Source organism: Streptomyces sp. NPDC045967 (assembly GCF_056430495.1).
Map to the genome: position 1 here is coordinate 496,733 of NZ_JBWKLE010000001.1, position 23,394 is coordinate 520,126.

At 71.9% G+C, this 23,394-nt stretch carries 19 protein-coding genes; 10 read left to right on the forward strand and 9 right to left on the reverse strand.

What is annotated here, in order from left to right:
- Positions 1–63: 63 nt before the first annotated feature.
- A complete protein-coding gene (locus AC07FY_RS02440; protein WP_478999857.1) occupies positions 64–261 on the forward strand; it encodes an SCO2195 family GlnR-regulated protein in 198 nt (65 codons plus the stop codon).
- Positions 262–271: 10 nt separating this feature from the next.
- On the forward strand, positions 272–970 hold the full coding sequence (locus AC07FY_RS02445) for a DUF4191 domain-containing protein (RefSeq protein ID WP_478999318.1): 699 nt from the start codon (positions 272–274) through the stop codon (positions 968–970).
- 139 nt (positions 971–1,109) lie between these two features.
- Here the strand turns inward: AC07FY_RS02445 and AC07FY_RS02450 are convergent, their stop codons facing one another.
- A complete protein-coding gene (locus AC07FY_RS02450; RefSeq protein WP_478999320.1) occupies positions 1,110–1,577 on the reverse strand; it encodes an RDD family protein in 468 nt (155 codons plus the stop codon).
- A gap of 186 nt (positions 1,578–1,763) precedes the next feature.
- Between AC07FY_RS02450 and glnA the strand changes: the two genes are divergently transcribed.
- Positions 1,764–3,173 carry a type I glutamate--ammonia ligase gene (glnA, locus tag AC07FY_RS02455; protein WP_478999322.1) on the forward strand — a complete coding sequence of 470 codons (1,410 nt, stop codon included), beginning with the start codon at positions 1,764–1,766 and terminating at the stop codon, positions 3,171–3,173.
- A 137-nt stretch (positions 3,174–3,310) separates the two neighbouring features.
- Positions 3,311–3,967: a hypothetical protein gene (locus AC07FY_RS02460; protein WP_478999324.1), complete on the forward strand. Its 657-nt coding sequence runs from the start codon at positions 3,311–3,313 to the stop codon at positions 3,965–3,967.
- Positions 3,968–4,031: 64 nt separating this feature from the next.
- Here the strand turns inward: AC07FY_RS02460 and AC07FY_RS02465 are convergent, their stop codons facing one another.
- Complete coding sequence (locus AC07FY_RS02465; protein WP_478999326.1) at positions 4,032–4,685, reverse strand: TetR/AcrR family transcriptional regulator; 654 nt, start codon at positions 4,683–4,685, stop codon at positions 4,032–4,034.
- Between the two features lie 87 nt (positions 4,686–4,772).
- On the opposite strand from AC07FY_RS02465, the gene AC07FY_RS02470 reads away from it, so the two are divergent.
- Complete coding sequence (locus AC07FY_RS02470; RefSeq protein WP_478999328.1) at positions 4,773–5,543, forward strand: SDR family NAD(P)-dependent oxidoreductase; 771 nt, start codon at positions 4,773–4,775, stop codon at positions 5,541–5,543.
- 3 nt (positions 5,544–5,546) lie between these two features.
- On the opposite strand, the gene AC07FY_RS02475 is transcribed toward AC07FY_RS02470, so the two are convergent.
- From AC07FY_RS02475 to AC07FY_RS02500, 6 genes are all read right to left on the reverse strand, one after another.
- Positions 5,547–6,065, reverse strand: coding sequence for a DUF4240 domain-containing protein (locus AC07FY_RS02475; RefSeq protein WP_478999330.1), 519 nt, complete (start codon positions 6,063–6,065; stop codon positions 5,547–5,549).
- A 114-nt stretch (positions 6,066–6,179) separates the two neighbouring features.
- A complete protein-coding gene (gene aceE / locus AC07FY_RS02480; protein WP_478999332.1) occupies positions 6,180–8,864 on the reverse strand; it encodes a pyruvate dehydrogenase (acetyl-transferring), homodimeric type in 2,685 nt (894 codons plus the stop codon).
- A 220-nt stretch (positions 8,865–9,084) separates the two neighbouring features.
- Positions 9,085–9,708 carry a GntR family transcriptional regulator gene (locus AC07FY_RS02485; RefSeq protein WP_478999860.1) on the reverse strand — a complete coding sequence of 208 codons (624 nt, stop codon included), beginning with the start codon at positions 9,706–9,708 and terminating at the stop codon, positions 9,085–9,087.
- A gap of 219 nt (positions 9,709–9,927) precedes the next feature.
- Positions 9,928–11,751: a 2-oxoglutarate dehydrogenase, E2 component, dihydrolipoamide succinyltransferase gene (gene sucB, locus AC07FY_RS02490; RefSeq protein WP_478999334.1), complete on the reverse strand. Its 1,824-nt coding sequence runs from the start codon at positions 11,749–11,751 to the stop codon at positions 9,928–9,930.
- A gap of 53 nt (positions 11,752–11,804) precedes the next feature.
- Positions 11,805–13,193 carry a dihydrolipoyl dehydrogenase gene (gene lpdA, locus AC07FY_RS02495; protein ID WP_478999336.1) on the reverse strand — a complete coding sequence of 463 codons (1,389 nt, stop codon included), beginning with the start codon at positions 13,191–13,193 and terminating at the stop codon, positions 11,805–11,807.
- Positions 13,194–13,491: 298 nt separating this feature from the next.
- Positions 13,492–15,033, reverse strand: a complete 1,542-nt coding sequence (locus tag AC07FY_RS02500; protein ID WP_478999338.1) for a leucyl aminopeptidase — start codon at positions 15,031–15,033, stop codon at positions 13,492–13,494.
- A 362-nt stretch (positions 15,034–15,395) separates the two neighbouring features.
- Here AC07FY_RS02500 and AC07FY_RS02505 point away from each other — a divergent pair, with 362 nt between their 5' ends.
- The 5 genes from AC07FY_RS02505 to AC07FY_RS02525 all read left to right on the forward strand — a co-directional run bounded on the left by AC07FY_RS02505 (position 15,396) and on the right by AC07FY_RS02525 (position 22,122).
- Positions 15,396–17,405: a hypothetical protein gene (locus tag AC07FY_RS02505; protein WP_478999340.1), complete on the forward strand. Its 2,010-nt coding sequence runs from the start codon at positions 15,396–15,398 to the stop codon at positions 17,403–17,405.
- Between the two features lie 96 nt (positions 17,406–17,501).
- The gene (gene pelF / locus AC07FY_RS02510) at positions 17,502–19,037 is read left to right on the forward strand and encodes a GT4 family glycosyltransferase PelF (protein ID WP_478999342.1); all 1,536 of its coding nucleotides are present in this window, start codon (positions 17,502–17,504) and stop codon (positions 19,035–19,037) included.
- Positions 19,034–20,560 carry a hypothetical protein gene (locus AC07FY_RS02515; RefSeq protein ID WP_478999344.1) on the forward strand — a complete coding sequence of 509 codons (1,527 nt, stop codon included), beginning with the start codon at positions 19,034–19,036 and terminating at the stop codon, positions 20,558–20,560. The genes pelF and AC07FY_RS02515 overlap by 4 nt, the downstream gene beginning before the upstream one ends.
- A 99-nt stretch (positions 20,561–20,659) precedes the next feature.
- Positions 20,660–21,310 carry a spherulation-specific family 4 protein gene (locus tag AC07FY_RS02520; protein ID WP_478999346.1) on the forward strand — a complete coding sequence of 217 codons (651 nt, stop codon included), beginning with the start codon at positions 20,660–20,662 and terminating at the stop codon, positions 21,308–21,310.
- Entirely contained in the window at positions 21,307–22,122 is an 816-nt protein-coding gene (locus AC07FY_RS02525; protein ID WP_478999348.1) for an endo alpha-1,4 polygalactosaminidase, read from the forward strand. The genes AC07FY_RS02520 and AC07FY_RS02525 overlap by 4 nt, the downstream gene beginning before the upstream one ends.
- Positions 22,123–22,156: 34 nt before the next feature.
- Here the strand turns inward: AC07FY_RS02525 and AC07FY_RS02530 are convergent, their stop codons facing one another.
- Positions 22,157–23,332 carry a sensor histidine kinase gene (locus AC07FY_RS02530; RefSeq protein ID WP_478999863.1) on the reverse strand — a complete coding sequence of 392 codons (1,176 nt, stop codon included), beginning with the start codon at positions 23,330–23,332 and terminating at the stop codon, positions 22,157–22,159.
- Positions 23,333–23,394: the final 62 nt, after the last annotated feature.

Consider the following 23,394-nt stretch of genomic DNA (forward strand, 5'->3'; position numbering starts at 1 on the left):
CACGCACCGCACACACCGCTGACACCGCCCGCACACGTGAGCACCGTGAAAGGGATCTACATCATGCAGGCCGCGCCCGTACGCGCCATTGCCATCCCGACCCTCTCCGACGCCTTCCGCGGCATCGAGTCGCTGCTCATGAGCGGCGCCCGGCGCAACGCGTGGACGGCCGTCCTGGAGGACCGCCGCAGGGCCCAGGACCGGGTCGAAACCGAACACGTACTTGAGGCCGCGGCGACCCGGACCCCGCAGGCCACGTAAACTTCGCTGTATGGCGAGGAAGTCAAACGCAGAGACTGCTGCGAACCCCGGGCGACTGAAGCAGATCGCCCTGACGTACAAGATGACGCGCAAGGCCGACCCGAAGGTCGGTCTGATCGTCGCGGGCGTGGGAATCGTCACCTTCGGTGTCTTTCTTGCGATCGGCTTCCTGATCGACCACCCGGTCTACCTGGGCATCCTGGGCTTCCTGGTGGCGTTCCTCGCGATGGCGATCGTCTTCGGACGACGGGCCGAGCGGGCTGCCTTCGGGCAGATGGAGGGGCAGCCGGGAGCGGCCGCGGCCGTGCTGGACAACGTGGGCCGGGGCTGGACGACCACCCCCGCCGTCGCGATGAACCGGCAGCAGGACATCGTCCACCGGGCCGTCGGCAAGGCCGGCGTCGTGCTGATCGCGGAGGGCAACCCGAACCGGGTGAAGCCGCTGCTCGCGAACGAGAAGAAGAAGCTGGCCCGGATCATGCCGGACGTGCCGGTGCACGACTTCATCGTGGGCACGGGCGAGGGCGAGGTGCCGCTGAAGAAGGTCCGCACCACCCTGCTCAAGCTGCCGCGCGTCCTGACCGGCCCGCAGATCACCGCGGTCAACGACAAGCTGCGCGCCATGGGCGACCTGATGTCGAACATGCCGCTGCCGAAGGGCCCCATGCCCAAGGGCATGCGGATGCCGCGCGGCGGAAAGATGCGCTGACCCGCCCGGATGCGCTGACCCGCCCGGTTGATTCTCGTATACGACACAGGGACGCCCCCCGAACCGGCCACCGGCCCGGGGGGCGTCCCTGTGTCGTACGCCGTGTGCCCCGCCGGCCCATCGCGGCCGGCCTTGCGTCCTAGATGCGGACCTGGACCGCGCGGGCGAGGCGGTCGTGCAGGCCCCGGCCGTCGCGGTCCCAGACCAGGGCCGGGATCACCAGGGCCAGCAGGACCGTGCGCAGCAGGACGCGGGCGATGCCGAGGCGGCCGCCGTCCTGCGCGACCACCCGAAGCCCGACGATCCGCTTGCCGGGCGTGAAGCCCACGGTCCCGACCGTCACCAGGCTCAGGGCCACGAACAGCGCGAGCGTCCAGTTGCCCGCCGCGCCCACGCTCCCGCCGGTGATGAGCCCGTACGCGATCAGCTGGCAGGCGGCCCAGTCCAGGACGACGGCCCCGAGCCGGCGGCCGAAGCGGGCCAACGAACCGGGTCCCTGCTGCGGCAGACCGAGCCGCTGGCCGGGGTAGCCGAAGTCGACACCCATCTCCTCCGCGGCCGCGCGGGGGCCGGAGAGCCACGATCCGATTGCTTGCCTGTTGTCCACCCGACCACGGTACCGGTGCGGCCTCGCGGCCCCCGGTCGGGGACCCTGGTTAACTTGTGCGAAACAAATGGGTCATGCTTGAGAAATCCCGTCTGCTTATGGTCGGGTCAGCGTGCGGCACCGCACTGACGCGCCACGAGCTATACAACCCGTCCCTGCCCCGGGGCCGGGAGTAGGAGGAGTTGGATGTTCCAGAACGCCGACGAAGTGAAGCAGTACATCGAGGAGAACGACGTCAAGTTCGTTGACGTCCGCTTCTGCGACCTGCCTGGTGTGATGCAGCACTTCACCATCCCGGCGCGGGCGTTCGACCCGGCGGAGGAGCTCGCCTTCGACGGCTCCTCGATCCGCGGCTTCCAGGCCATCCACGAGTCCGACATGGCGCTGCGTGCCGACATCACCACCGCGCGCCTGGACCCGTTCCGCCGTGACAAGACGCTGAACATCAACTTCTTCATCCACGACCCGATCACGGGCGAGGCCTACAGCCGCGACCCGCGCAACATCGCGAAGAAGGCGGAGGCGTACCTCGCCTCCACCGGCATCGCCGACACCGCGTTCTTCGGGCCCGAGGCCGAGTTCTACATCTTCGACAGCGTGCGCTTCGCGACCACCGCGAACGAGGGCTTCTACCACATCGACTCCGAGGCCGGCGCCTGGAACACCGGTTCCGAGGAGAACAACCGCGGCTACAAGGTCCGCTACAAGGGCGGTTACTTCCCGGTCGCCCCGGTCGACCACTTCGCCGACCTGCGCGCCGAGATCTCCCTCGAGCTGGACGCCCAGGGCCTGCAGGTCGAGCGCCAGCACCACGAGGTCGGCACCGGCGGCCAGGCCGAGATCAACTACAAGTTCAACACGCTGCTGGCCGCGGCCGACGACCTGATGCTCTTCAAGTACATCGTGAAGAACGTCGCCTGGAAGAACGGCAAGACCGCGACCTTCATGCCGAAGCCGATCTTCGGTGACAACGGCTCGGGCATGCACGTGCACCAGTCGCTGTGGGCCGGCGGCGAGCCGCTGTTCTACGACGAGGCCGGCTACGCGGGCCTGTCGGACACCGCGCGCTACTACATCGGCGGCATCCTCAAGCACGCCCCGTCGCTGCTCGCCTTCACCAACCCGACGGTGAACTCGTACCACCGCCTGGTGCCGGGCTTCGAGGCGCCGGTGAACATGGTGTACTCGCAGCGCAACCGCTCCGCCGCGATGCGCATCCCGATCACGGGCTCGAACCCGAAGGCCAAGCGCGTCGAGTTCCGCGCGCCGGACCCGTCTTCGAACCCGTACCTCGCCTTCTCGGCGCTGCTCCTCGCGGGCCTCGACGGCATCAAGAACAAGATCGAGCCGATGGAGCCGATCGACAAGGACCTCTACGAGCTCTCGCCCGACGAGCACGCGAGCGTCCCGCAGGTCCCGACCAGCCTCGAGGACGTCCTCAAGGCCCTCGAGGCCGACCACGAGTACCTCCTGGCCGGCGGTGTCTTCACCCCCGACCTGATCGAGACCTGGATCGACTACAAGCGCACGCACGAGATCGCCCCGATCGCGCAGCGCCCGCACCCCCACGAGTTCGAGCTGTACTTCGACCTCTAGGAAATGCCTGATGGGAGGCCCCCCGCCGCACTCCACGGAGTGCGGCGGGGGGCCTTTCTGCTTTTGACAGCGCCGCCGCTACGGGTAAGGGTGGAAATGTCCTAAAGGCTGGATAAGCGAGACATGTACGGAGGTGCATGACAATGCGCCGTAAGATCGTTGCGGCCGCCATGGCGGGCGCCGCGGGAATCTCCATAGGTCTGCTGCCCGTCGCCGGTGCCTCGGCTTCGGTCGTCGCCGGGCGCGGCGGGGGCGGGGACGGCGGCTACGACTGCCACCGGTACCCGTCGCACCGTTCCGACGCCCGCTGGGACTACTGCTGCAACCGCGACTGGCGCGACGTGCCCGACTGGTGCTGGAACCAGGGCGGAGTCGGCGGATACAACGACCACTGGCGCGACGCCGACTGGCGCAACTGGAACTGGAACGACTCCGGGCGGGGCGGCAACGGCGACTGGGGCCACGCTGACTGGGGCGGCGGCCGCGGTGGCAACGGCGACTGGGGTCACGGTGACGGCCGTGGCGGCAACGGCGACTGGGGCCACGGTGACGGCCGCGGCGGCAACGGCGACTGGGGTAACGGGGGCGGCAACGGGGGCGGCGGCAACGGCGACTGGGGCCACGGTGACGGCCGCGGCGGCAACGGCGACTGGGGCAATGGTGGCGGCAACGGGGGCGGCGGCGGCAACGGTGACTGGGGCGGCGGCAACGGGGGCGGCGGCAACGGTGGCTGGGGTGGCGGTAACGGGGGCGGCGGCGGCAACGGTGGCGGTGGCTGGGGCGGCGGCCGCTGAATGACGTGACGCCGAGTCTCGACCCGGGCCGCGGGCCCGTGGCGATGCCCTTGTTCCGCTGTCCTCAGCGGAGCAGGGGCATCGCGCCCGTCAGGTCGCGCAGGCAGCGCACCGCGAGCTCGGTGGGTGAGCCGGGCCCGGAGACCGGCGCGTCCGTGCCCGACCACAGCTCCAGCGAGATCCGGATCGCGTCCGTCGCCGCCGCGGCGAGCAGCCGTACGTCCAGGAGTTCCGCGTCCGGGCCGGCCAGCCGGGCGACGACCGGGACCAGCCGTTCCTCGGAGTCCTGGTTCACGCGGTACCAGACGGCCCGCAGCGCCGGGTCGTCGGCCGCCGCGCGCAGCAGGCCGCGGGTGACCTCCAGCCCCTCCTCGACCGCCTGGGGCTCGCTCAGCGTCCGCCGGACGGCGCGTTCCAGGGCTTCGGCGAGCGGGGTGCCGGGTTCCTCCTCGGCGAGGAGGGCGCGCCAGGCGTCGCCGCCGACCGCGAGCAGCGGGGCGACCGCCTCCTGCTTGTTGCGGAAGTAGCGGTAGAACGTGCGCAGTGCCACACCCGCGCGGTGGGCGATGTCCTCGGCGGTGGTGCCGTCGGGGCCGTGTGCGGCGAAGAGTTCGCAGGCCGCCCGGGCGATGTCGAGCTGGGTGGCGGCCTTGCGGCGCTCGGTCAGCGTCTGCGTCGCGGGGTCTGCCGGGGGGGAGTACGGACGCGGGGATCTCACGCAGGGAAGCGTACCCCTGGCGGACGAGGGGTATCACATACTTTGACACCCTGGCAAAACGTGTCACTGGTTCGCTACGCTCGGCCCATGAACCGTTACGAAGGACGTCGCGTCCTCATCACCGGCGGCGGGTCCGGCATCGGCCGGGCCACCGTCCACCGGATCCTCGCCGAGGGCGGCCGCGTCCACGCGGTCGACGTCAGCGAGGCGGGCCTCGCGGTCACCGCCGACCGGGCCGCGGCCGAGGGCCACCGGGACCGCCTCACCACCGCCCTGCTGGACATATCCGACGAGCAGGCGGCCGGGCAGGGCGTGGCCGCCGCGGTGGACGCCCTCGGCGGGCTCGACGTACTCGTCAACGCCGCCGGCATCCTGCGCTCCGCGCACACCCACCAGACCACGCTCGACCTGTGGAACCAGGTCATCGGGGTCAACCTGACCGGCACCTTCCTGATGATCCGCGAGTCGCTCCCGGCGCTGCTGGCGGGCGACAAGCCGGTGGTGGTGAACTTCAGCAGCACCTCCGCGTCGTTCGCCCACCCCTACATGTCCGCCTACGCGGCCAGCAAGGGCGGCATCCAGTCCATGACCCACGCCCTGGCCGCCGAGTACGGCAAGCAGGGCCTGCGCTTCGTGGCCGTCGCGCCCGGCTCCATCGAGAGCGGCATGACCACCGGCAACGGCCCCGGCCTGCCGGAGGACACCGACTGGTCCCTCTTCGCCAAGCTCGCCCCGGCCATCGGCCAGGGCTTCGCCGGTCCCGAGACCGTGGCGGGCGTCGTCGCGATGCTGGGCTCGCAGGACGGCGCGTTCATCACCGGTACGGAGATCCGCATCGACGGCGGCACGCACGCGTGAGACTCAGGCCCTGAAGCGGTCCCACAGCCGGGGGAAGCGCTCCGCCAGCACGGCTTCGTCCTCGAAGTCCAGCGGGGTGCCCTGCGGCTCCGCCGGCTGGAGGGGAACGCCCAGGTCCGGCGCCACCGACCCGGTCAGCTGCTCGTAGGCCTCGTCCGCCGCGTACCCCAGCTCCTCGCCGTCCCCGTCGATCTCCTCGTCGAACTCACCGAGGAGCTCCGCGAGCTGGTCGGGGTCGTGCACCGCGCCTTCGAAGACCTCCCGGCCCTGGCCGATCAGCCAGCAGCGGAAGTAGTCGAAGGCATCGTCGCTGGCCCCGTCGAGCAGCACCCAGGCCGCGCCCCACAGGTCCCAGGTGTAGGCCCGGTTGTACCGCGACTCGAAGTGCCGGGCGAAGTCCAGGACGGAGTCGGGGTCGAGCTGGGCCAGCCGCTCCACGAGCAGCTCGGCATGCTCCTCGGGGTCGCCGTCGGCGGCCTCGCGGGTACGGTCGACGATCTCCCAGAACTCCGTCTCGTCCATCACCGCTCCAGCATCACGGGTTCGCCCCCGCGCCGCCACCGCGCATACGGCCAAAGGCCGGTGTCGGCCCCCCGAGGGGCTGACACCGGCCGTGTCCGCGCGGGTTCGCCGGGCTCAGAGGCCGTAGCGCTCCCGGGCCTCCTTGACGGAGGACGCCGGTACCTCGCCGCGGCGGGCGAGTTGGGCCAGCGCGGCCACCACGATGGACTGGGCGTCGACACCGAAGTGGCGGCGGGCGCCCTCACGGGTGTCCGACAGGCCGAAGCCGTCGGTGCCGAGCGAGGTGTAGTCCTGCTCCACCCACTGGCTGATCTGGTCCGGGACCTGACGCATCCAGTCGGACACGGCGAGGACCGGCCCGACGGCGCCTTCCAGGGCGCGGGTGACGTACGGGGTGCGGACCTCGCCGCGCAGCAGGGCCTCGTCGCACTCGAGCGCGTCGCGGCGCAGCTCGCCCCAGGAGGTGGCGGACCAGACGTCGGCGGCCACGTTCCAGTCGGCGGCGAGCAGCTTCTGGGCCTCCAGGATCCAGTGGATCGCCGTGCCCGAGGCCATGAGCTGGATCTTCGGGGCGTCGGCCGCCGGGGCCGCCTCCGCCAGGTCCGCCGCCGTGTTGAAGCGGTAGAGGCCCTTGAGGATGCCCTCCTCCACGCCCTCGGGCATGGCCGGCTGCACCTTCGGCTCGTTGTAGACCGTCAGGTAGTAGAAGACGTCTTCCGGCTGCTCGCCGTACATCCGGCGCAGACCGTCCTTGACGATCACCGCGATCTCGTACGCGAAGGCAGGGTCGTAGTTGAGCGACGCCGGGTTCGTGGACGCGATCAGGTGGGAGTGGCCGTCCGCGTGCTGCAGGCCCTCGCCGGTCAGGGTGGTGCGGCCGGCGGTGGCGCCGACGATGAAGCCCTTGCCGAGCTGGTCGGCGAGCTGCCACATCTGGTCGGCGGTGCGCTGCCAGCCGAACATCGAGTAGAAGATGTAGAAGGGGATCATCGGCTCGCCGTGCGTCGCGTAGGACGTGCAGGCGGCGATGAAGTCGGCCATGGCGCCGGCCTCGGTGATCCCCTCGTTGAGGATCTGGCCGTCCTTGGCTTCCTTGTAGTACATGAGCTGGTCGCGGTCGACCGGCTCGTAGGTCTGGCCCAGCGGCGAGTAGATGCCGGCCGACGGGAAGAGGGACTCCATGCCGAAGGTGCGGGCCTCGTCGGGGACGATCGGCACCCAGCGCTTGCCGGTCTCCTTGTCCCGCATCAGGTCCTTGACGAGCCGGACGAAGGCCATGGTGGTGGCCATCTCCTGCTTGCCGGAGCCCTTGAGCAGCGGGGCGAAGGAGCGGTCGGCCGGGGCGGGCAGGGCCACGTGGTGGACCTTGCGGGCCGGGGCGGGGCCGCCGAGGGCCGCGCGGCGCTCGTGCAGGTACCGGACCTCGGGGCTGTTCGCGCCGGGGTGGCCGTACGGGACCTGGCCGCCCTCGAAGGCGCTGTCCGGGATCGGCAGGCCGAGGAGGTCGCGCATGTCCTTGAACTCGTCGACCGTCAGCTTCTTCATCTGGTGGTTCGCGTTCTTCGACTCGAACCCGGCGCCCAGGGTGTAGCCCTTGACGGTCTGCGCGAGGATGACCGTCGGCGCGCCCTTGTGCTCCAGGGCGGCCTTGTACGCGGCGTAGACCTTGCGGGGCTCGTGGCCGCCGCGGGAGCTGTGGAAGCACTCGGCGATCTTGGCGTCGGACAGCACGCCGGCCAGCTGCACGAGCTCGGCGTTCGCGCCGAAGAAGTGCTGGCGGATGTAGGCCACGTCGCGGGTCGCGTAGGTCTGGAACTGCGCGTCCGGCACCTCGCGCAGGCGGCGTACGAGCGCGCCGGTGGTGTCGAGCTGGAACAGCTCGTCCCAGGCGGAGCCCCACAGCGACTTGATGACGTTCCAGCCGGCGCCGCGGAACTGGGCCTCCAGCTCCTGGACCACGCGGAAGTTGGCGCGGACCGGGCCGTCGAGGCGCTGCAGGTTGCAGTTGACGACGAAGGTCAGGTTGTCGAGCTGCTCGCGGGAGGCGAGGGCCAGGGCGGCGGTCGACTCCGGCTCGTCCATCTCGCCGTCGCCGAGGAAGGCCCAGACGTGCGAGTTCGCGGTGTCCTTGATGCTGCGGTTCTGCAGGTAGCGGTTGAAGCGCGCCTGGTAGATCGCGGACAGCGGGCCGAGGCCCATGGACACCGTCGGGAACTCCCACAGCCACGGCAGGCGCCGGGGGTGCGGGTAGGACGGCAGGCCGTTGCCGCCGGACTCCTGGCGGAAGTGGTCGAGCTGCTGCTCGGAGATGCGCCCGTCGAGGAAGGCGCGGGCGTAGATGCCGGGGGAGGCGTGGCCCTGGATGTAGAGCTGGTCGCCCGATCCGTCGGCCTCCTTCCCGCGGAAGAAGTGCTGGAAGCCGGTCTCGTACAGCCACGCGGCGGAGGCGAAGGTGGCGATGTGGCCGCCGACGCCGTACTTGGAGCCGCGGGTCACCATGGCGGCCGCGTTCCAGCGGTTCCACGCGGTGATCCTGGCTTCCATCGCCTCGTCGCCCGGGAACTCGGGCTCCGCGGAGGTGGGGATGGTGTTGACGTAATCCGTCTCCAGCAGCTTCGGCAGGGCGAGGCCGGCGGCCTCGGCGTGCTGGAGCGTGCGGCGGAGCAGGTATTCGGCGCGGCGCGTACCGGCGGCCTGGGCGACGGCGTCGAGGGAGGCCGCCCATTCGGCGGTCTCTTCGGTGTCGCGGTCCGGGAGCTGGTCGAGCTCGCTCGGAAGCTTTCCTACGGGGTCGGACATCGGTGTGCGCCGCCTTCCGGACAAAGGAGAGGTGGTGAAGAAATCCCTGACGGGCAGGACAGGGTCGGCGGACCTGGTTGAGGTCCGCGACGACTGTAAATCCCTGATCGATGATCGATCAAATAAAAGTGACGAAGAAACGTCGATCTGACAAAAGTCGGCACCGCGTGCCAGAGGATCAGGCACCCGGTGCCGGTCAGACGGGGGTATTACGGGCGGCTCACGCCCGCGGAGCGCATCCCAGGACGTGCCGCTTCACGAGCAGGCCGATCTCGGGGTCCTGGCTGCGGAACGCCTCGACGAGCGCCTCGTGCTCCTCGGCGTAGGACTTCTGGACGGTTCCCAGCCAGCGGATGGACAGGGCCGTGAACACCTCGATGCCCAGGCTCTCCCAGGTGTGCAGCAGGACGCTGTTCCCCGCCGCCCGCACCAGCTCCCGGTGGAAGCCCACGGTGTGCCGCACCTGCGCCGTGCCGTCCTCGGTGCGGTCGGCCTCCCAGAGCGCGGCGACGTGCGGCTCCAGCGCCGAACAGTCCGCCGCCAGGCGCGGCGCCGCCAGTTCGGCCGCGATCTGCTCCAGGCCGGCCCGGACCGGGTAGATCTCCTCCAGGTCGGCCGCGGACAGGTTCCGTACACGCACGCCCTTGTTCGGCGCCGACTCGATCAGCCGGAGCGTCTCCAGCTCGCGCAGCGCCTCGCGCACGGGCGTCTGGCTGACCTCCAGCTCCACGGCGATCCGGCGCTCGACGATCCGCTCGCCGGGCTTCCAGCGCCCGCTGACGATCCCCTCCACGATGTGCTCGCGGATCTGCTCGCGCAGCGAGTGCACGACGGGTGGGGTGATCATCCGGGCTTCATCTCCTGTGGGGGCATGCGCAGCTCTGATGCGTAGACAATACGGCGCAGTCGCCCGGCGCGAAGCGTTCGCGTCCAGGGACGCAGGGTGAGGCTGGTTACAGCGCCGGTCACCCGGTCGGCGGGGCCGGGCACGACAGCGCCCCTGTCCGGAAGGGGTCTTCCGGACAGGGGCGCCGAACGGCTGGTGCGCTTGGGGGCGCGAGCCCTACAGGCCGAGCTCGACCTCGAACTCGCCGGCCTCCAGGATGGCCTTGACGGCCGTGAGGTACCGGGCCGCGTCCGCGCCGTCCACCAGGCGGTGGTCGTAGGACAGGGTCAGGTACGTCATGTCGCGGATGCCGATGTTGGTGCCCTCGGCGGTCTCGATGACCACCGGGCGCTTCACCGTGGCACCGATGCCCAGGATGGCGACCTGGTTCGGCGGCACGATGACCGTGTCGAACAGGGCACCGCGCGAACCGGTGTTGCTGATGGTGAAGGTCGCGCCCGACAGCTCGTCCGGCGTGATCTTGTTGCCGCGGACCTTGGCGGCCAGGTCGGCGGTCGCCTTGGAGATGCCCGCCAGGTTGAGGTCGCCCGCACCCTTGATGACCGGGGTCATCAGGCCCTTCTCGGAGTCCACGGCGATGCCGATGTTCTCCGAGTCGAAGTAGGTGATGGTGCCCTCGTCGTCGTTGATCCGGGCGTTGACGACCGCGTGGGCCTTCAGCGCCTGGGCGGCGGCCTTGACGAAGAACGGCATCGGGGACAGCTTGACGCCCTCGCGGGCGAGGAAGCCGGCCTTGGCCTTCTCGCGCAGCTTCATGATCTTGGTGATGTCCACCTCGACCACGGAGCTGAGCTGCGCCTGCGAGTGCAGGGCCTTCATCATGTTGTCGCCGATGACCTTGCGCATGCGGGTCATCTTGACGGTCTGGCCGCGCAGCTCGGACACCGCGGCGGCCGGGGCCTTCGCGGCGGCGGGAGCGGCGGCGGCCGGGGCCGCGGCGGCGGTCTTGGCGGCCTCGGCGGCGGCCAGGACGTCCTGCTTGCGGATGCGGCCGCCGACACCGGTGCCCGTGACCGTGTTCAGGTTGACGCCGGACTCCGTGGCGAGCTTGCGCACCAGCGGGGTCACGTACGCGCCCTCGTCACCGGCGGAAGCCGGGGCGGCGGGGGCGGCGGGCGCGACCGGAGCCGGGGCGGCAGCCGGGGCCGGCGCGGCAGCCGGAGCCGGAGCAGCGGCCGGAGCCGGCTCCGGAGCGGCGGCCGGGGCCGGAGCGGCCGGGGCCGGAGCGGCCGGGGCCGGCTCCGGGGCGGCGGCCGGAGCCGGGGCGGCCGGAGCCGGCTCCGGGGCGGCGGCCGGAGCCGGGGCGGCGGCGGCCGGGGCCGCGGCGGGAGCCGCACCCGCGACGCCGATGACGGCCAGCCGGGCGCCGACCTCGGCGGTCTCGTCCTCGCCGACGAGGATCTCCAGCAGGGTGCCGGCGACCGGCGCGGGGATCTCGGTGTCGACCTTGTCCGTGGAGACCTCGAGCAGCGGCTCGTCGGCCTCGACGGACTCGCCGACCTGCTTCAGCCAGCGGGTGACGGTGCCCTCGGTGACGGACTCGCCCAGCGCGGGCAGCACGACGTCGGTGCCGGACGCGGCGCCCTCGGGGGCGGCAGCGGCGGCGGGGGCCTCGGCGGCCGGCGCCGGAGCGGCCGGAGCCTCGGCGGCGGGGGCGGCCGGGGCGGGGGCCTCGGCGGCGGCCGGCTCGGCGGCCGGGGCCTCGGCGGCGGCCGGAGCCTCGGCGGCGGCCGGGGCGCCCGAACCGTCGTCGATGACGGCCAGCTCGGCGCCGACCTCGACGGTCTCGTCCTCGGCGACCTTGATGGAGGCCAGGATGCCGGCGACGGGCGACGGGATCTCGGTGTCGACCTTGTCGGTCGAGACCTCGAGCAGCGGCTCGTCGGCTTCGACGCGCTCGCCCTCGGCCTTCAGCCAGCGGGTGACAGTGCCCTCGGACACGCTCTCTCCGAGCGCCGGAAGGGTTACGGAAACCGACATGGTTTCAGTTGCTCCTAACGAATGTGCGGAAGTGGTCGTCGCGCCCGTGACGATTAGTCGTGGGAGTGAAGCGGCTTGCCGGCGAGGGCCAGGTGGGCCTCGCCCATCGCTTCGTTCTGGGTCGGGTGCGCGTGGATGAGCTGCGCGACCTCGGCCGGCAGGGCCTCCCAGTTGTAGATCAGCTGGGCCTCGCCGACCTGCTCGCCCATCCGGTCACCGACCATGTGGACGCCGACCACGGCACCGTCCTTGACCTGGACGAGCTTGATCTCGCCCGCGGTCTTGAGGATCTTGCTCTTGCCGTTGCCCGCGAGGTTGTACTTCAGGGCCACGACCTTGTCCGCGCCGTAGATCTCCTTGGCCTTGGCCTCGGTGATGCCGACGGAAGCGACCTCGGGGTGGCAGTAGGTGACGCGCGGGACACCGTCGTAGTCGATCGGGACGGTCTTCAGACCGGCCAGACGCTCCGCGACCAGGATGCCCTCGGCGAAGCCGACGTGCGCGAGCTGGAGGGTGGGGACGAGGTCGCCGACGGCCGAGATGGTCGGCACGTTGGTCTGCATGTACTCGTCGACCAGGACGTAGCCGCGGTCCATCGCGACGCCCTGCTCCTCGTAGCCCAGGCCCTGCGAGACCGGGCCGCGGCCGATGGCGACCAGGAGCACCTCGGCCTCGAAGCTCTTGCCGTCGGCCAGCGTCACGCGGACGCCGTTCTCCGTGTACTCGGCCTTGTCGAAGAAGGTGCCGAGGTTGAACTTGATGCCGCGCTTGCGGAAGGCCCGCTCCAGCAGCTTGGAGCTGTTCTCGTCCTCGACCGGGACGAGGTGCTTGAGGCCCTCGACGATGGTCACGTCGGTGCCGAAGGACTTCCACGCCGAGGCGAACTCGACGCCGATGACGCCGCCGCCCAGGACGATGGCGGACTCGGGCACGCGGTCCAGGACCAGGGCGTGGTCCGAGGAGATGATCCGGTTGCCGTCGATGTTCAGGCCCGGCAGCGACTTCGGCACGGAGCCGGTCGCCAGGAGCACGTGGCGGCCCTGGACGCGCTGGCCGTTCACGTCGACGGACGTCGGCGAGGAGAGGCGGCCCTCACCCTCGATGTAGGTCACCTTGCGGGAGGCGACCAGGCCCTGCAGGCCCTTGTACAGGCCCGAGATGACCTCGTCCTTGTACTTGTGGACCCCCGCGATGTCGATGCCCTCGAAAGAGGTCTTGACACCGAACTGGGCGGCTTCACGGGCCTGGTCCGCGATCTCGCCCGCGTGCAGCAGAGCCTTCGTGGGGATGCAGCCGTTGTGCAGGCAGGTGCCACCGAGCTTGTTCTTCTCGATCAGGGCAACGTCCAGACCCAGCTGGGATGCGCGCAGCGCCGCGGCGTAACCGCCACTGCCACCGCCGAGGATCACTAGGTCGAAAACGGTGCTGGCGTCGTTCGCCACGTCACGTCCTCCATGCATGTGCGCCGGGCACCGGTCCTCTGTGACCGGGCGGCGGCTGATAATCGGCCGCTAGTTCTTCGGCCCTGTGGTGGGGGCCCTGTCCTGCCGAGAACCCATCTTCGCATTTGTCGGCGGAACGCGGGACGCCGGGCCCACGATGTGGCAGGCGGTTCCGCCCGAAGCAGGGGTTACCAGTGCGTAGAAACCTACGGATTTCGTTGTGGGTGAACACGCCTCAAGCCCCGGTCGAGTGGCGACCAGGGCTTGAGGCATGTCACATCCGGTGCCGCGGGGCCGGTCAGCCCAGGTCGCCGGTGGCCGTGCGCTCGGCCAGCCGCACCAGGGTGCGGACGGCGGCGCCGGTGCCGCCCTTGGGGGTGTAGCCGTACGGAGCGCCTTCGTGGAAGGCCGGGCCGGCGATGTCGAGGTGGGCCCAGGTGACGCCCTCGCCGACGAACTCCTTCAGGAAGATGCCGGCGACCAGGCCGCCGCCCATCCGCTCGCCCATGTTCGCGATGTCGGCGGTGGGGGAGTCGATGGACTTGCGCAGCTCGGCGGGGAGCGGCATCGGCCACGAGGACTCGCCGACCTCCTCGGCGATCTCGTGGACCGAGGTACGGAAGGCGTCGTCGTTCGACATGATGGCGAAGGTGCGGTTGCCGAGGGCCACCATCATCGCGCCGGTCAGGGTCGCGACGTCGACGATCGCGTCGGGGTTCTCCTCGGAGGCGCGGGTCAGCGCGTCACCGAGGACCAGCCGCCCCTCGGCGTCGGTGTTGAGGACCTCGACGGTCTTGCCGCTGTACATGCGCAGCACATCGCCGGGCTTGGTGGCGGTGCCGGAGGGCATGTTCTCGGCCAGCGCGAGCCAGCCGGTGACGTTGACCCGCAGGCCCAGCTTCGCGGCCGCGACGACGGAGGCGAAGACGGCGGCGGCGCCGGCCATGTCGCACTTCATCGTCTCGTTGTGGCCGGCCGGCTTCAGGGAGATGCCGCCCGAGTCGTAGGTGATGCCCTTGCCGACGAAGGCGAGGGTCTTGTCCGCCTTGGGGTGGGTGTAGGAGAGCCGCACCAGGCGCGGCGGGTTCTCGGAGCCCTTGCCGACGCCCATGATGCCGCCGTAGCCGCCCTTGACCAGGGCCTTCTCGTCCAGGATCTGGACCTTGACGCCGTTCTCCTTCGCGGTCGCGGACGCGACGGCGGCGAAGGCCTCGGGGGTGAGGTCGTTCGGCGGGGTGTTGACCAGGTCGCGGGCGATGTTGACCTCGGTCGCGACCACGATGGCGCGCTCGGCCGCGGCCTTGTGCTCCTTGTCGCGCGGCTTGGCGCCGAGCAGGACGATCTCGTCGAGCGGCCGCTTGGGGCCGTCGTTCTTGTCGGCGTTCTTCGCGGTCTTCGTCTCCCCGCCCTGGTAGGCGGTGAAGGCGTACGCACCGAGCAGCGCGCCCTCGGCGACGGCGGTGACGGCGGAGGCGTCGTCCAGGGGGAGCGCGAAGCCGGCCTTCTTGGAGCCGTGTAGGGCGCGGGCGGCGGCGCCGGCGGCGCGCCGCAGCACCTCCTCGTCGAACGACTCGTCCTCCTCCGGGAGGGAGCCGAGTCCGACCGCCAGCACGACCGGGACCTTCAGGCCCGAGAGGGCCGGCAGCTTGGTGATCTCGCCTTCGGTGCCCGAGGCGCCGAGGGCGTCGAGTACGGCGGCGAGCTTACCGTCGAACGCCTTGTCCACGGCCTCGGCGCCCGCGGCGGCGACGGGACCCTTCGGGCCCTTGGCGACACCGACGACGAGGGCGTCGGCGCGCAGCGTCGCCGCGCCGGCAGTGCTGAGAGTCAGAGCAGTCACGGTGGTGAAGTCTCGCTTCCGTTTGTGTGTGTGGGCCGAGTGGGTGGACGGCCATCCGAGGCGATCGTATTCGGGCCCGACGGTTGCCAGAAACGAGCCTACGCGTACGGACTCTGCCGTACGCCACTCGAAGATTTGGCAAGTTGTTCGATCAGGACGCCTGGAGATTCACCCATCCGTGGACTCTGCTCCAGGTTTGCCCCGTAGACCTGACGAGGTCCGAAAGACTCGGTCCACTCTCGCAAGGGGACGCGGGGTTCCTTTGCATGATTTCCACAGAGCCTCCCCGGCCCGGCCGACCGCCATGGGCCGTGTCGAGGGATGCCTGCGGGGGGAAGGCCGAAATGGTCAACGAGAACCGGATGAACAGGCTTGCCGCTGCCATGGCCGCGGCGGCCCTGTTCTCCGTGGCAGTACCCGCCGCGACCGCCCACGCGGCCACGGCACCGCGCATCGATCTGAAGGTGCTGGTCGTCGACGACGGCGGCAGCTCGGTCGAGGCGATCACCGCGGAACTCCGGGACACCGGGGTGCCGTTCACCCGCGTCCAGCTGGGCAGCGGCAGCCGCCCGGTCATCGACGCGGGCTTCCTCGCCGACACGGTGGACGGCCGTCCCCGGGCCAAGTACCAGGGCGTCGTCCTGCCGAACGAGAACCCCTTCGGGGAGGGCTCCGCCGAGATGGCCGCGCTCGCCGCGTACGAGACGGCGTACGGCGTCCGCCAGGTCGACGCCTACACCTGGGCGCACCCCGGCGTCGGCCTGGAGTACACCGACAACGGCGGCTACAGCGGCCAGCTCGACGGCACCCAGGCCGCCGTGACCGCGGCCGGCCGGACGGGCCCCTTCGGCTACCTCGGAGGACAAGTCGTCTTCGAGGACAACTCCGCCCTGGTTCCGGAAAGTTTCGGATTCATGGGCAAGCCGCGGCCCGGCTACACCAGCTACGTCGACGCGCCCGTCGGCGGCGGCCGGGCCTCCCTGGTCGGCGAGTACGCCCACGACGGGCGCAGCGAGCTGGTCGTCACCTTCGGCTACAACCAGCACCAGCAGCAGTTCCGGCTGCTCGCCCGCGGCATCGTCGACTGGCTCACCCAGGGCGTCCACCTCGGCCAGAGCCGCAACTACTTCGCGGTCCACGTCGACGACGTCTTCGCGCCGGACGCCCGCTGGAACAAGGAGCTGAACTGCACGCCCGGCGACTACGCCTGCCCGGGCGGCGAGGGCAAGGAGAGCACCATCCGGATGACCGCCGCCGACGCCGTGTACGCGGCGCAGTGGCAGACGGCCAAGGACTTCAAGCTCGACATGCTCTTCAACGGCGGCGCCGGGGAGGAGTGGAAGGCCGAGAACGGCGGTGTCGACGCGCTGACCGCCCAGCTCGTCGCCGACCGGGCCAAGTACCGGTGGATGAACCACACCTACACCCACCCGTTCCTCGGCTGCGTGCAGAACACCGCCGTCGTCCCCTGGACCTGCACGAAGAACGCCCAGGGCGCCGTCCAGTACATGAGCCGCGCCGAGATCTCCGCCCAGATCCGGGACAACAACAACTGGGCCGCCGCGAAGGGGATCGCCCTCGACCGGTCGGAGCTCGTCACCGGGGAGCACTCCGGCCTCAAGACCGCTCCCCAGCAGCCCGTGGACAACCCCAACCTGGCGGGCGCCCTCGCCGACAACGGGGTCAAGTGGGCCGGCAGCGACAACTCCCGCGAACCGGCGCAGCGGGCGCTCGGCTCCGCGCTCACCGTCCCCCGGCACCCGATGAACGTCTACTACAACACGGGCACCGACGCCGAGATGGCCGACGAGTACAACTGGATCTACACCAGCCGCGCGCACGGCGGCAGCGGCGTCTGCGAGGACAACCCGGCGACCTCCACCTGCCTGCCGGCCCCGCTGGACGTCACCACCGGCTACCGCGACCACATCGTCCCGGCCGAGGCCCGCACCGCCCTGCGGCACGTCCTGGCCAACGACCCGCGGCCGCACTACGTGCACCAGTCCAACCTCGCCGAGGACCGGACCCTCTACCCCGTGCTCGACCGGGTCCTCGACACCTACCGCGCCCTCTACGCGCCCAGCGCGCCGATCGTCAACCAGAGCATGAAGGACACCGGCGTCGAGCTCCAGCGCCGCGCGGCCTGGGACAAGGCGCTCGCCGAGGGCAAGGTCACCGCCTACCGGATCGGCACCGCCGTCACCGTCAAGGCGCCCTCCGGAGTCCTCGCCCCGGTCACCGCTCCCCAGGGCACCAGGAAGCAGATGCTCCTCGGCACCGCCGACTTCGGCACCGCCTACGCCGGCACCCGCTCCACCTGGACCGCGCCCGAACTGCTGCAGAGCGCCGTCACGCTCAAGCTGCCCAGCTGACCCAACGGGCCTTTCCGCAAGCCGAGCAACACAAGCGCCGGCGCTCCGCGAATCCACGGGCGCCGGCCCCTTTCACGTCCTGGGGGGACACACCGCATGAGCCATGGGCGCCATGTCACCATGCTCACCGAAGGCACCTACCCGCTCGTCCACGGGGGCGTCAGCACCTGGTGCGACCAGCTGGTCCGCGGCATGCCGGAGGTCGACTTCAATCTCATAGCCCTGACCGGCTCCGGACGCGAGCCGGTCACCTGGGAACTGCCGCGCAACGTCTACCGGCACACCTCCGTACCGCTCTGGGGCGCCCTTCCGTCGAGTGGCCGGCGGGTCCGCCGCACCGCCCTGCGCGGCAAGGCCCACCGCCGCTTCACCGAGGTCTACGAAACCTTCCTGCTGTCCCTGCTCGAACCCGCGCCCGGCCCCGGCGACCGCCGCTTCTCCGAGGCCCTGCGCGAACTGGCCGTCCTGGCCCGCGCCGGGCGCCTCGCCCCGGCCCTGCGCTCCGAGTCCGTCCTGCGGCTGCTGATGACCCTGTGGACGCGGCCCGGTCTGGCCACGGCGGCCGCAGCCCCCACCATCCACGACGCGCTCACCGCCACCGACCTGCTGGAGCACGCGCTGCGCCCGCTCTGCGTCCGGATCCCGCCCGACAGCGTCGCGCACGCCGTCAGCAGCGGCCTCGCCACCCTGCCGGCCCTCGCCGCCAAGTACCTGGACGAGGTGCCGTTCCTCCTCACCGAGCACGGCATCTACCTGCGCGAGCGCTACCTCGGCTACCGCTCGGCCGCCCAGCGCTGGCCCGTCAAGGCCCTGCTGCTCGGCTTCTACCGCGAGCTCAACACCGAGGGGTACCGGCAGGCGGACCTGATCACCCCCTGCAACCAGTACAACCGCCGCTGGGAGGAGCGCGGGGGCGCCGCCTCCGACCGGATCCGCACCGTCTACAACGGAGTCGACCCGCACGCCTTCCCCGAGGCCGGCCCCGAACCCGACGTGCCCACCCTCAGCTGGTGCGGCCGCATCGACCCCATCAAGGACCTCGAAACCCTCATCCGGGCCTACGCCTTCCTGCGCGAGGAGCTGCCGGCGCTGCGCCTGCGCCTCTTCGGGCCCGTCCCGGCCGGCTGCGAGGAGTACAAGCTGCGGCTGGAGAAACTCGCCGCCGACCTGGGCGTCGCGGACGGGATCTCGTACGAGGGCCGCATCGAGCAGGTCGCCCGGGCCTACGCGGCGGGCAGCATCGTGATGCTCTCCTCGATCAGCGAGGGTTTCCCCTTCAGCATCATCGAGGCGATGTCCTGCGGCCGCACCACCGTCTCCACCGACGTGGGCGGGGTCCGCGAGGCCGTCGGCGACACCGGCCTGGTCGTCCCGCCGCGCGAGCCCGAGACGATGGCCCGTGCCACGCTCGCCCTGCTGCGCGATCCCGGACGCCGCGCCGAGCTCGGCCGGGCTGCCCGCAAGCGGGTGGTGGAGAAGTTCACCCTCCACCAGTCCGTGGACGGCTTCCGGCACATCTACCGCGAACTCGCCGGCCAGCCCGTGCTGCCCGTCCGCCCCGGCGACGAGTGGACCCAGCGGCTCGCCGACCCCTGGTACCGGGAACTCGCGGCCGACGGGAGCCTGTGGTGAGCGGATCCCTCTGGCTGAAGGCCCCGGGCGGCGACACCCTGCCCGCGATCCCCAGGCCGCGCCGCGACGGTCCGGCGGCGGTCGATCCCCTCGACGACCTGCTGTCCCGGCTGGACGGGCTGGCGGCCGCGGCCGTCCACCCCGACGAGATCGCCGCCGTCCTCGAATCCGACGGCATGACCGACGAGTACATCCGGCTCACCTACGGCCGCCGGGACTCCTTCGCCCTCGCCGAGGAGCTCTACGCCCGGGTGCCCCGCTCCTTCCCGGAGCCGGAGGACACCCCCGACCCCTGGAAGGTCTCCCTCACCGCCTGCCTCCTGCGCGGCGTCATCTTCGCCCTGCCCGGGCTGGCCTACCTCCTTGGCGCACCCCTGCTCGACGGGCCGCCCGACCGGCTCGGCCTGCCCGCCGGAACCCTCACCCTGCTCGCGGGCGCGCTCATCGGCTGGGTCTGGGACCAGACGCTCTCCCACCGGGCCTACTCCTGGCTCGGGCTGGGCGACCGGGCCGCCGCCGGGCGGACCCTGCTCGCGGGGGCCCCCGCCGGATCCCTGCTGGGCACCGCCGCCGCGCTGGCCGTGCCCGGCGGGCCGCCGTTCAGTTATGCCTTCGCCGCAGGACAGGCCCTCTACGTCGGGGCCGCCACCGTCCTGCTCGTCCTCGGCCGGGAGCGGGTGCTGCTGGCGGCGCTCGGCCCGATGGCCGCCGGGGCCCTGCTCACGCTCTTCGTGGACCTGCCCCTGCCGGTGCGGACGACCTTGCTCGGAGCCTCCCTGCTGGCCGCCTGCACCCTGGCCCTGCGGGAACTCCCGCTGGCCGACAGCGCCCGGGCGGCCGTCACCCGCGTCCGCGGCTGGTGGGTCCGCAGGCCCGGCACCGGTCCGGTGCGCTGGCGGATGCTGCGGGGCGCCGAGGAGGAGTACGCGGCGCGCGGGCCCCGGCTGGGCGACTCCGTGCCCTACGGGGTCTTCGGCCTCGGCACCGGCCTGCTCGTGCTGTACGCCGCCCTCGGCGAGGTGCTCGCCGGGGGCCCCGCCGAGGCCGTCGCCGCCCCTTCGGCCGTGGCCCTCACCCTCAGCATGGGCCCCGCCGAATGGCTGTTGCACCGCTTCCGCAGCGGCAGCCTCGCCGGGCTGCGGGCGGCCCGCTCGCCCCGCTCCTTCCGGCGCCGGATGCTCACCACGCTGGGCCGGTGCCTCGGCACCTACCTGGGGGTGCTGCTCGCCCTCGGGGTGGCCGGCACCCTGCTCTGGCCGGGAGCACCGGCCCTGACCGGGGCGCGCGGCGCGACCCTGCTCCTGCTCGGCGCCGTGATGTGGACCGGTCTGCTGCTCCAGTCCTTCGGCGCCGTCCGGCCGGCAGCCGCCGTCGTCGCCTCGGCCGCCGTCGCCCAGAGCCTGGCCCTGCTGACCGGAGCGGGTCAGCCCCGGCTGGTCCAGCTCGCGGTGGCGGGCGCGGCGGCCGCGGCGCTGGCCGTCCTGGTCTGCCTGCTGCTCGGCCGGGCGACGGCGCACCGCTGATGCGCCGGCCGCGGACGCCCCGCCGATCCCGTGACCGCACGACCGCATGACCGCATGACCGTGTGACCCGTGACCCCGTGACCGTACGAGAAGGACCCCATGCTGCTGGTGCCGCTCTACGAGCACCCCGCCGACCGGCCCGAGGAGTGGGAGCTGCTCATCCGCTCCGCCGGGCGGCTGCACTCCGTGGTGCTCAACCCCGACAGCGGGCCGGGCCCGGCCCCCGACGAACGGTTCGCCGCCGTGGCCGGACGGCTGCGCGACGCCGGGGTGCCCGTCCTCGGCTACGTCGACACCGACTACGGGCGGCGCCCGCACGCGGAGGTCGTCCAGGACCTGCTGCGCCACCGCGACTGGTACGCGGCCGACGGCGCCTTCCTCGACCAGGCCTCCGCCGATCCGGAACTCCTGCCCCACTACGGGCGGCTCGCCGTCGCCGCCCGCGCGGCAGGCGCGCGTACCCTCGTCCTGAACCACGGCGTCCACCCGCACCCCGGGTACGCCGGGCTCGCCGACCTGCTCGTCACCTTCGAGGGCCCCTGGGACGCCTACCGGGAGGCGGCCACCGCGCCGCCCTGGACCGCCGACCACCCCGCCCACCGGTTCTGCCACCTCGTGTACGCGGTCCCGCCGGACGCGCCCGCCGCGGAACTCGCCCAGGAGCGGCGGGCGGGTGTGCACTGCGCGGTCCCCGGCACGGGCGCGCACCCGTGGGGGACCCTGCCGTACGCCCTGGAGGCAGCCGGATGAAGCGTTTCGCCGCCCTGCTGGTCACGGTGCTGCTGCTGCTCACCGCCTGTACGGCGGAACCGCGGGACGACACCGACGACGAGCCCTACCCGTGGCCCGAGCAGGCACCGGGGGAGCGCTGGCAGCCCCCGGTGGGCGTCGGCTGGCAGTGGCAGCTCACCGGGAAGCTCGACCTCTCGGTGAAGGCGCCGGTGTACGACGTGGACGGGTTCACCACCACCGAGGAGGAGGTCGCCGCCCTCCGCAAGGCCGGACGCAAGACCATCTGCTACCTGTCCACCGGAGCCTGGGAGGACTTCCGGCCCGACGCGGACGCCTTCCCCGAGGCGCTGCTCGGCAAGGGCAACGGCTGGGAGGGCGAGCGCTGGCTGGACGTCCGGCGGCTGGCCGAGCTGGAACCGCTGATGGCCAAGCGGTTCGACATGTGCCGGGACAAGGGCTTCGACGCGATCGAGCCCGACAACATGGACGGCTACCGCAACACCTCGGGCTTCCCCCTGACGGCCGAGGACCAGCTGCGCTACAACCGGCTGATCGCGAAGCTCGCCCACGACCGGGGCCTGGCCGTCGGCCTGAAGAACGACCTCGACCAGATCCCGGAACTCGTCGGCGAGTTCGACTTCGCCGTCAACGAGCAGTGCGCGCAGTACCGCGAATGCGAGAGGCTGACCCCGTTCATCGAGGCGGGCAAGGCCGTCTTCCACGCGGAGTACGAGATGTCCGTGGACCGCTTCTGCGCGCGCTCCCGGGCGCTGGGCCTGAGCTCCCTGCAGAAGCGCTACGACCTCGACGCGTGGCGCCGCACCTGCTGAACCCGCCGCCGGATCCTCGCGCGGGCGGGCCGGGTCAGGCGGGCAGGACCGCGTGGACCCGGTAGCCGCCCCCGTAGCGGGGCCCGGCGAAGCAGGAGCCGCCCAGGGCGCCGGTGCGCTCGCGCATCCCGAGCAGGCCGTGGCCGCCGCCCGGGTCCGCCGGAGCGGGGGCGCCGCCCGCGCAGTCGCCGCCGTCGTCCAGCACCGTGACCTCCACCGACTGCCCCACCCGCACCACGCTGACCTCGGCCCGGGCGCCTGGCCCCGCGTGCTTGCGCACGTTGGTCAGCGCCTCCTGGACCACCCGGTAGGCCGCCAGGTCCACCGCGGCCGGCAGCGGGCCCGGCCCGGGACCCAGCTGGACGATCACCCGCACCGGCAGCCCGGCGTGCCGGAAGGTGTCCACCAGCTCGTCCAGGACGGCCAGCCCGGGTGCGGGCTCGGTCGGCGCCTCCGGGTCACCCGACTGCCGCAGCAGCCCCACCGTGGCCCGCAACTCGTTCAGCGCCGACCGGCTGGCGTCCCGTACGTGCGCCAGCGCCTCCTTGGCCTGGTCCGGCCGCTTGTCCATGACGTGCGCGGCCACCCCGGCCTGGACGTTGACCAGCGCGATGTGGTGCGCCACCACGTCGTGCAGGTCGCGGGCGATCCGCAGCCGCTCCTCGGCGACCCGCCGCCGCGCCTCCTCCTCCCGGGTCCGCTCGGCCCGCTCGGCCCGCTCCCGGATGGCGTCGACAAAGGCCCGCCGGCTGCGCACGGCGTCCCCGGCGGCGGCGGCCATCCCCATCCAGGCGAAGATCCCGAGGTTCTCCTGCGCGTACCAGGGCAGCGGCCCGGCGAGCATGGCCACCCCCGTCAGACCGGCCATGGTGAGCAGCCCGATCCGCCAGGTCGTGGGCCGGTCGGTGCACGCGGCGACCGTGTACAGGGCGATCACCGTGCACATGGCGACGGGTGCCCGCGGCTCCCCGGTGGTCAGTTCCAAAAGCGAGAGCCCGCAGGAGACGGCGAGCACGGCACGCGGCCGCCGGCGCCGGAACACCAGGACGGCCGCGCCGAGCAGCATCAGCAGCAGCGAGAGCGGGCCGGGGGCGCGCGTCCCGAAGGTGGGCCCGTGCGGACCGTGCGGATCGGCGAAGGAGCCGAGGACCATGCAGACGAGCGCCCCGAACGCGAGCACCGCATCGGTGGCGAGCGGATGGGCCCGCATCCACTGCCGGGTGGAGGCGAAGGGCCCGGGGTCTGTCGTCACCCCGATACGGTACGGCCTGT

Excerpts from the sequence above, each read along its gene's own strand:
- AC07FY_RS02440 (WP_478999857.1), top strand. The coding sequence starts at position 64 with ATGCAGGCCGCGCCCGTACGCGCCATTGCCATCCCGACCCTCTCCGAC.
- AC07FY_RS02445 (WP_478999318.1), top strand. The coding sequence starts at position 272 with ATGGCGAGGAAGTCAAACGCAGAGACTGCTGCGAACCCCGGGCGACTG.
- glnA (WP_478999322.1), top strand. The coding sequence starts at position 1,764 with ATGTTCCAGAACGCCGACGAAGTGAAGCAGTACATCGAGGAGAACGAC.
- AC07FY_RS02460 (WP_478999324.1), top strand. The coding sequence starts at position 3,311 with ATGACAATGCGCCGTAAGATCGTTGCGGCCGCCATGGCGGGCGCCGCG.
- AC07FY_RS02470 (WP_478999328.1), top strand. The coding sequence starts at position 4,773 with ATGAACCGTTACGAAGGACGTCGCGTCCTCATCACCGGCGGCGGGTCC.
- AC07FY_RS02475 (WP_478999330.1), bottom strand. The coding sequence starts at position 6,065 with ATGGACGAGACGGAGTTCTGGGAGATCGTCGACCGTACCCGCGAGGCC.
- aceE (WP_478999332.1), bottom strand. The coding sequence starts at position 8,864 with ATGTCCGACCCCGTAGGAAAGCTTCCGAGCGAGCTCGACCAGCTCCCG.
- sucB (WP_478999334.1), bottom strand. The coding sequence starts at position 11,751 with ATGTCGGTTTCCGTAACCCTTCCGGCGCTCGGAGAGAGCGTGTCCGAG.
- AC07FY_RS02505 (WP_478999340.1), top strand. The coding sequence starts at position 15,396 with ATGAACAGGCTTGCCGCTGCCATGGCCGCGGCGGCCCTGTTCTCCGTG.
- pelF (WP_478999342.1), top strand. The coding sequence starts at position 17,502 with ATGAGCCATGGGCGCCATGTCACCATGCTCACCGAAGGCACCTACCCG.
- AC07FY_RS02520 (WP_478999346.1), top strand. The coding sequence starts at position 20,660 with ATGCTGCTGGTGCCGCTCTACGAGCACCCCGCCGACCGGCCCGAGGAG.
- AC07FY_RS02525 (WP_478999348.1), top strand. The coding sequence starts at position 21,307 with ATGAAGCGTTTCGCCGCCCTGCTGGTCACGGTGCTGCTGCTGCTCACC.
- AC07FY_RS02530 (WP_478999863.1), bottom strand. The coding sequence starts at position 23,332 with ATGCGGGCCCATCCGCTCGCCACCGATGCGGTGCTCGCGTTCGGGGCG.